Origin of the sequence: Parvibaculum sp. (assembly GCF_040882025.1) — a bacterium.
Taxonomy (GTDB): Bacteria; Pseudomonadota; Alphaproteobacteria; order Parvibaculales; family Parvibaculaceae; genus Parvibaculum.
This window is the reverse complement of the sequence record NZ_JBBECC010000031.1, coordinates 1-7,226: the sequence shown is the minus strand read 5'-3', so window position 1 is coordinate 7,226 and position 7,226 is coordinate 1. Positions and strand designations below refer to the sequence as shown.

Annotated in this window: 8 protein-coding genes; 5 read left to right on the top strand and 3 right to left on the bottom strand. The window is 64.3% G+C overall.

All coding sequences use genetic code 11. The features are described from left to right. The first annotated feature begins 87 nt into the window (after positions 1–87). The gene (locus tag WEB61_RS02215; RefSeq protein ID WP_368062700.1) at positions 88–1,344 is read left to right on the top strand and encodes a TIGR03862 family flavoprotein; all 1,257 of its coding nucleotides are present in this window, start codon (positions 88–90) and stop codon (positions 1,342–1,344) included. 174 nt (positions 1,345–1,518) lie between these two features. Here WEB61_RS02215 and WEB61_RS02210 read toward each other — a convergent pair whose 3' ends face one another. Further along, positions 1,519–2,298: an SDR family NAD(P)-dependent oxidoreductase gene (locus WEB61_RS02210; protein ID WP_368062699.1), complete on the bottom strand. Its 780-nt coding sequence runs from the start codon at positions 2,296–2,298 to the stop codon at positions 1,519–1,521. Positions 2,299–2,452: 154 nt separating this feature from the next. On the opposite strand from WEB61_RS02210, the gene WEB61_RS02205 reads away from it, so the two are divergent. Continuing rightward, positions 2,453–3,634: an ATP-binding protein gene (locus WEB61_RS02205; protein WP_368062698.1), complete on the top strand. Its 1,182-nt coding sequence runs from the start codon at positions 2,453–2,455 to the stop codon at positions 3,632–3,634. A 116-nt stretch (positions 3,635–3,750) separates the two neighbouring features. Next, positions 3,751–3,918 carry a hypothetical protein gene (locus WEB61_RS02200; protein ID WP_368062697.1) on the top strand — a complete coding sequence of 56 codons (168 nt, stop codon included), beginning with the start codon at positions 3,751–3,753 and terminating at the stop codon, positions 3,916–3,918. Positions 3,919–3,973: 55 nt separating this feature from the next. On the opposite strand, the gene WEB61_RS02195 is transcribed toward WEB61_RS02200, so the two are convergent. Next, positions 3,974–4,183 carry a dodecin gene (locus WEB61_RS02195; RefSeq protein WP_368062696.1) on the bottom strand — a complete coding sequence of 70 codons (210 nt, stop codon included), beginning with the start codon at positions 4,181–4,183 and terminating at the stop codon, positions 3,974–3,976. 175 nt (positions 4,184–4,358) lie between these two features. On the opposite strand from WEB61_RS02195, the gene WEB61_RS02190 reads away from it, so the two are divergent. Continuing rightward, a complete protein-coding gene (locus tag WEB61_RS02190; RefSeq protein WP_368062695.1) occupies positions 4,359–5,825 on the top strand; it encodes a nodulation protein NfeD in 1,467 nt (488 codons plus the stop codon). A 120-nt stretch (positions 5,826–5,945) separates the two neighbouring features. Continuing rightward, a complete protein-coding gene (locus WEB61_RS02185) occupies positions 5,946–6,695 on the top strand; it encodes a slipin family protein (RefSeq protein ID WP_368062694.1) in 750 nt (249 codons plus the stop codon). 9 nt (positions 6,696–6,704) lie between these two features. On the opposite strand, the gene WEB61_RS02180 is transcribed toward WEB61_RS02185, so the two are convergent. Beyond that, positions 6,705–7,226, bottom strand: a 522-nt coding sequence (locus WEB61_RS02180) for an ABC transporter permease (protein WP_368062693.1), incomplete at its 5' end; no start/stop codon positions are given.

Sequence of the window (7,226 nt, the reverse complement as noted above, 5' to 3'; positions counted from 1 at the left end):
CCACTTCGTCTTTCACCGGGCAGGCATCGGCATCGACATAGATTTCGGTCATCGCTTCTCTTCGGCACATGATTTCGCTGCCAGAGAATGATAGCGTCGCGCGTGAACACTGGCGAAGGAATTCAATTGGAAAAGCCCGTCGCGGCGATCATCGGCGGCGGACCGGCGGGCCTTGCGGCAGCCGAACGTCTCGTCGGCGTTGCGGAGGTGCATGTCTTCGACGCAATGCCTTCGCTCGGACGCAAGTTCCTGCTGGCCGGCAAGAGCGGCCTCAACATCACGCATGCGGAAGACCTCGACCTCTTTCTCTCGCGCTTCAAGGAGGCGCGCACGAAGCTCGAACCACTGCTGCGCGGCTTTTTGCCGGACGAGATCAGGAGTTGGGCGGCGGCCCTCGGCGTCGAAATATTTGTTGGCAGCTCGGGCCGCGTCTTTCCGAAAGCGATGAAGGCATCGCCGCTGCTGCGCGCCTGGCTGAAGCGCCTCGGCGAGGCCGGCGCGACGTTTCATCCGCGCCATCGCTGGACCGGATGGACGGAAGACGGCGCGCTGAAATTCGAAACGCAGGGCGGCGAGCATCTTTTCCGCGCCGATGTGACCGTGCTGGCGCTGGGCGGCGCGAGCTGGCCGCGCCTCGGCGGCGACGGAAAATGGACGACGCTTTTGCGCGCGCGCGATGTGGTGGTCAATCCACTACGGCCGGCCAATTGCGGTTTCGATGTCGCCTGGAGCCCGCACATGGCGGCGCGCTTTGCGGGTGAGCCTGTGAAGTCGGTGACGCTCTCTTTCGGTGGCCGGTCGCTGCGCGGCGACTTCGTGGTGACGCGCTACGGCATCGAGGGCAGCGCCGTCTATGCGCTGTCGGCGGACCTGCGCGACGCGGCGGAACGCGACGGCAAGGCGGTACTGACGCTCGACCTTGCACCCGACCGCGACGTGGAAAGGCTGACGCGCGATCTCGCAAGGCCGCGTGGCAAGACGTCCCTCGCCAATCATCTGCGCAAGGCGGCCGGCATCGACGGCGTCAAGGCGGCGCTGCTGCGCGAATGTCTCGACGCGGCGCTTTTCGACGATGCGGGCGCGCTCGCCGAGGCGATCAAGGCGTTGCCGCTGACATTGATCCGTGCCCGGCCGATTGCGGAGGCGATCAGCAGCGCCGGCGGCGTGGCGCTCGACGAACTCGACGAAAAGCTGATGCTGCACAGGATTCCGGGCGTCTTTTGCGCCGGCGAAATGCTCGACTGGGAGGCACCGACGGGGGGATATCTGATCAGCGCCTGCCTCGCCACGGGGCGCGCGGCGGGCACCGGCGCGGCGATTTATGACAGCGAAAACGACAGCTGACCCCCCCTCTGTCACGAAACTGTCAAAAAACTGTCACAAACGAAATTTGCAACGGGACAAACATGATTTCTCCCCGGGATAAACACGGTTTATCCCGGGGAGAAGTCCGATTTATCTCCGGGCGCGGGAGCCGTGGCATGATTCGGCTATTTTTTGTTTTGGGTCGCACCGCCCTCACGCATTCTTGACCAGCATGCCGCCATCGACCGGGATCGCGACGCCGTTGAGATAGGAGGACGCCGGCAGGACGACGCTGAGCGTCACATGCGCGACTTCTTCCGGATCGCCGTAGCGGCGGAGCGGCACGCGGCGCTTGGCGAAGATTTCCTTGTGCTCGTCGGGGATGCCCGCGGTGATGCCGGTGCGGATGGGGCCGGGGCAGATGCAGTTGACGGTGACACCCTCGCGGCCGAGCTCGACGGCGAGCGCACGGGTGAGGCCGATGACGCCGTGCTTGGCGGCAACATAGGTCGAGTTACCGGGCGTTGCGCCGAAGCCTTCGGTGGAGGCCACATTAACGATGCGGCCCTCGCCCGAACGCTTCAGCAGCGGCAGCGCGGCGCGCACGAAGCGCATATGGGCCGTCAGCATCACATCGAGCGCGCGGGCCCAGCTTTCCTCATAGCCTTCCTCGGCAATGCCGCAAAAGGTCGAGAGGCCGGCATTGTTGACGAGAATGTCGAGCCCGCCGAAACGCGCCTCGATTTCCTTCACGACACGGATGATCCCGGCAGCGTCCGCTACATCGAGCGCCCATCCATGGGCCTCGCCGCCCGCCGCCGCGATTTCGGCGACGACGGCATCGACCCGTTCCTGGCGAAGATCGAGCACGGCGACCTTCGCGCCCTCGGCGGCGAACACGTGCGCGGTCGCCCGCCCCATCCCGCTCGCCGCCCCCGTGACGAGCGCGACCTTGCCAGCGATCGAGCGGCTGAGTTTACGGATCGGTTCCATGGAATGTCCTCCCTTTTCTGAATGCTTGTGAGGGGGAGACTAAGGGAAAGGACACCTCCGCAACATCCTTGCAAATCAAAAGTATTTGTTTTGATTTGCAAGAATACTTGTATTTTTCCTTGCAAATTGCATGTAAATATTTCAGAATGCAAAGATGATTGAACGCCGCGCCACCGCTCGTGTCAGGCGAGCCCTCGCCCGCCAGGCCGCCGTTGTCCTGGTCGGTCCACGCCAGGTGGGCAAGACCACGCTGGCGCTGGAACTCGCCGAGGAAACCGGCGCGCTCTATCTCGATCTCGAAAGCAGCGCCGACCGGAACAAGCTGACCGACCCCGCCCTGTTTCTGAAGGATCATGAAGACCGCCTCGTCATCATGGACGAGATTCACCGCGTCCCGGAGCTCTTCCGGGAACTGCGCGGCCTGATCGACCGGGGCCGCCGGAAAGGCCTGCGGACCGGCCGCTTCCTGCTGCTCGGCTCGGCGGCGATGGACCTGCTGCGGCAATCCAGCGAAAGCCTGGCCGGTCGCATCGAATATGTGGAAATGGGGCCGCTCGACATTCTGGAAGCGGCGGACACCGCCGGGACCGCCGACAGATTGTGGGTACGCGGAGGATTCCCGGACAGCTTCCTCGCGCCGTCCGACGCGACGAGCCTCGCCTTCCGCCAGAACTTCATCCGCACCTATCTGGAGCGCGACATACCGCAATTCGGCCGCCGGGTTCCCGCCGAAACGCTGCAGCGCTTCTGGACCATGCTGGCGCATGGACAGGGAACGCTGCTCAACGCCTCGAAGCTTGCCGCCGGGCTCGGCGTCAGCGCGCCGACGGTCACCGACTATATCGATCTCCTGGCCGATCTGTTGCTGCTGCGCCGCCTGCCGCCTTTCCATGCGAATGTGAAAAAGCGGCTGGTTAAATCGCCGAAGACATATATTCGCGACAGCGGATTGACGCATGCCCTGCTCGGCCTCGAAGACCTCAACGAGCTTTCCGGGCACCCCGTTGTCGGCGCCAGCTGGGAGGGTTTCGCGATCGAAAATCTGATCGCGGCCGCACCGCCGGGAACGAAGCCGGCCTTCTACCGCACATCGGCCGGCGCGGAGATCGACCTTGTTCTGGATCTGCCGGGCGGACGCGGGCGCTGGGCCATCGAAATCCGGCGGGGCCTCGATCCCGTGCCCGGCAAGGGCTTTCACAACGCGCGCGAAGACCTCCGCCCGGCGCAATCCTTCATCGTCCATTCCGGCGCGGACCGCTATCCGCTGGCGGAAGATGTCGATGCGATCGGATTGAGAGAACTCGCCGTCATGCTGGATGCGTTGCGGAGAGAGTGATCCTGTCACACAACCGTCGAATCGTTTGGGAAGCCGCGTACGCTCCTGTGAACTTCTTTGGCATACCTTACACATTGGAGGAAGCTGGGTTCATCGCAAAAATAGAGAATGGCTGGGTGAGAATTCCTCTGAACGAAGACGGCGATCCGCCGGACGAAAGCCGTTACCGCCCGTTGATCGAGAAGGTCAGGCAATTCTTCGTCGCGATCGCGGGTCTTCTCGATAAATCGTTCCATCTCAATGATGGAATACTGAGGGTCGAGAAACATGACGGCAAACCATAGAATTTTCGGTGACGTCGTTTAAGTCCCCGATCTGCCGCTTCGTCCTCCCGAAAGATCACTCCAGCGTGAACGCCAGCTTCAGTTTCACCTGGTAGTGCCCGACCTTGCCGTTCTCAATATGGCCGCGCGTTTCGACGACTTCGAACCATCTGAGCTCGCGCAGGCTTCTGGACGCCTTTTCGACGGCGCCCGAAATCGCGTCCTCGATGCTGTCGGGCGAGGAGCCGACGATTTCGACGACCTTGTAGACATGGCGGTGGGGCATGGGGTTCCTCCCTTGGCGTGGCGTGTCGTTCCGGGAGGAAAGTGGAGCGATTGCGCGGCGCGGCAAGGGCGGGGGTAGAACAACGCGCAACGGAAATCATGGCCTTTCGGGCGCCGCTTTGGCAGACTGACGGGAGCGAGCGAAAAGACCGCCCGGAAGAAGGAGGACGCCCCCCGTGACCCTTCGCCCCCCTGCGAGCCCTCGACTGCGACAGGTGATCTATGCCGTGCTGGCCGTTGCGGGCGCGGCCCTGTTCGGCGCCGCCGGCATGGCGCAGGAGGAGACGCCGGCCGCTGCCGGAAAGCCCGCGCCGCGCGCCATGGTCTCGGTGATCGAAGGCGCGATCGGACCGGCGACGGCGAAGCAGGTGGCCGATGCCGTCGCGACTGCGGAAGAGGCAAACGCCGATGTGCTGATCCTGAAAATCAACACGCCGGGCGGGCTCGTCACCTCAACGCGCGAAATCATTTCATCGATCCTCGAATCCTCCGTGCCCGTGGCCGGCTACGTCGCGCCGGCAGGCGGCCATGCGGCAAGCGCCGGCACCTATATCATCTATGCAACCGCTGTCGCCGCGATGGCGCCCGGCACCAATATCGGCGCGGCGACGCCGGTGACGATGGGCGGTGGCATGCCCGGATTGCCCGCGCCCGAAGACGCGGCGCCAGAGAAGAAGGACGGCAAGGGCGGCGAGACGGACGGCGCGGATGACACCGCGCCCGCGCGCGCGCCGCAAAAGTCGAACGAGGACGCGATGGCCGCCAAGGCGACCAACGACGCGGTGGCGCATATCAGAAGCCTTGCCGAACTCCATGGCCGCAACGCCGACTGGGCCGAAAAGGCGGTGCGCGAGGGTGCAAGCCTGTCGGCGCGGGAAGCGGTGGCCGAGGGCGTCGTCGAATTCATGGCGAGCGACATCGGCGAATTCCTGCGCCAGATGCAGGGCCGCGAGGTCGCGACGGCGACAGGCAAGCGCGTGCTCGACACCGAAGGCGCCGCCATCGTCGAGATCGAACCGGGCACGATGACGAAGCTGCTCGCGATCCTGAGCAACCCCAACGTCGCTTTCATCCTGATGCTGATCGGCATTTACGGGCTGATTTTTGAATTTTCGAACCCCGGCTCGATCGGCCCCGGCGTTATCGGCGCGATTTCGCTGCTGCTCGGGCTTTATGCGCTCAACCAGTTGCCGCTCGATTATGCGGGCCTGGCGCTGATCCTGCTGGGGCTTGCGCTGATGATCGCCGAAGCCTTTACGCCGACCTTCGGCGTGATCGGGCTCGGCGGCGTCATCGCCTTCGTGCTCGGCAGCGCTATGCTGATCGACAGCGATCAGCCGGAGTTCCAATTGTCGTGGAGCGTGATCGCGGGAACGGCGGCCGTCAGCGTCGCGACGCTGGCGGCTCTCCTCGGCTATGCCTGGCGCGCGCAGCGGCGGCCGGTCGCGACGGGCAGCGAAGAACTCGCCGGCATGGAAGTGCAGGTGCTCGACTGGGCGAACGGCGAAGGCCATGTCTGGGCCCACAGCGAAAGATGGCGCGCGCGCGGCCCGCATCAACTCGCGCCCGGCACGATGGTGAAAGTCGAACGGCTGGAGGGCCTGACGCTGATCCTGAGCGACGCACCCGCCGTGCATGGCTGAGGCGGACAGGCGACGGCGTTTACGAGCGACGACCACCCGCCCCTAGCGGCAGGGTGCAGGTTCACGGTTATCGGCGTGCCATCATTCGGCCCGGCGGACCAAACAGAACGGAGAGGCCCGATGGGAAATCTCGCATTCTATGTCTTCATTATCGTACTCCTCGTCGGCATTCTGAGCTCGGCGATCAAGATCCTGCGCGAATATGAGCGCGGCGTCGTCTTCACGCTCGGGCGCTTCACCCGCGTCGCCGGGCCGGGCTTCATCATCATCATCCCGGTCATTCAGCAGATGGTCCGGACCGACTTGCGCACCATGGTGGAAGACGTGCCGACGCAGGACGTGATCTCGCGCGACAATGTGTCGGTGAGGGTCAACGCGGTCATCTATTACCGCATCGTCGAACCGCAAAACGCCATCCTCAATGTCGAGAACTACATGGAGGCGACGAGCCAGCTCGCCCAGACGACGCTGCGCTCGGTGCTGGGCAAGCACGAGCTCGACGAGATGCTGGCCGAGCGCGACAAGCTCAATGCCGACATCCAGGAAATTCTCGACAAGCAGACCGACGCCTGGGGCATCAAGGTCGCCAATGTCGAGATCAAGCATGTCGACATCGACGAGAGCATGATCCGCGCCATCGCCAAGCAGGCCGAAGCCGAACGCTTCCGCCGCGCCAAGATCATCAATGCCGAGGGCGAACAGCAGGCGGCCGAGAAACTGGTCGAGGCCGGCAAGATCCTCGCCGGCGATCCGCGCGCGATGCAGCTGCGTTATTTCTCGGCGCTGCACGACATCGCGGGCGACCGGACCAGCACCATCGTCTTCCCGTTGCCGATCGACCTGATCGAGGCGATGCGCAAGAAGGAGTGAAGCCGGTCCTCACGCCATGCTGGAAATGGTCGAGCGGAAGCGCGCCAGCGCAGCGGTGAAGAGTACCGTACCGATCAACGCCAGCGCCAGGAATTGCGGCCAGACGACCGAGAAGCCGGCGCCGCGATAGAGAATGGCCTGGGCCAGCATCACGAAATGCGTGTTGGGCGCGGCCAGCATCAGGGTGCGGATCGCATCGGGCATGCTCTCGCGCGGCGTCATGCCGCCCGAGAGCATTTCGAGCGGCACCAGCACCAGGATGATCAGCAGGCCGAATTGCGGCATCGAGCGCGCGACGGTGGCCAGGAAGATGCCCATCGAAGTCGCCGCGAAAAGGTGGAACAGCGTGCCGGCGAGGAAGAGCGCCACCGAACCCTCGATCGGCACCGAAAGCAGCCCCTGCACCACAAAGACCAGCGACAGGCCGCAGGCGACGGCGACGACCAGCGCCATCGCCCAGAGCTTGGCGGTCATGATTTCGAACGGCGTCACCGGCATGGCCAGCAGATGTTCAATGGTGCCGTGCTCGCG

Bases quoted from the DNA above. Each gene is read 5' to 3' on its own strand.
- WEB61_RS02195 (WP_368062696.1), bottom strand. From the start codon at position 4,183: ATGCCCCACCGCCATGTCTACAAGGTCGTCGAAATCGTCGGCTCCTCG.
- WEB61_RS02215 (WP_368062700.1), top strand. From the start codon at position 88: ATGATAGCGTCGCGCGTGAACACTGGCGAAGGAATTCAATTGGAAAAG.
- WEB61_RS02205 (WP_368062698.1), top strand. From the start codon at position 2,453: ATGATTGAACGCCGCGCCACCGCTCGTGTCAGGCGAGCCCTCGCCCGC.
- WEB61_RS02210 (WP_368062699.1), bottom strand. From the start codon at position 2,298: ATGGAACCGATCCGTAAACTCAGCCGCTCGATCGCTGGCAAGGTCGCG.
- WEB61_RS02185 (WP_368062694.1), top strand. From the start codon at position 5,946: ATGGGAAATCTCGCATTCTATGTCTTCATTATCGTACTCCTCGTCGGC.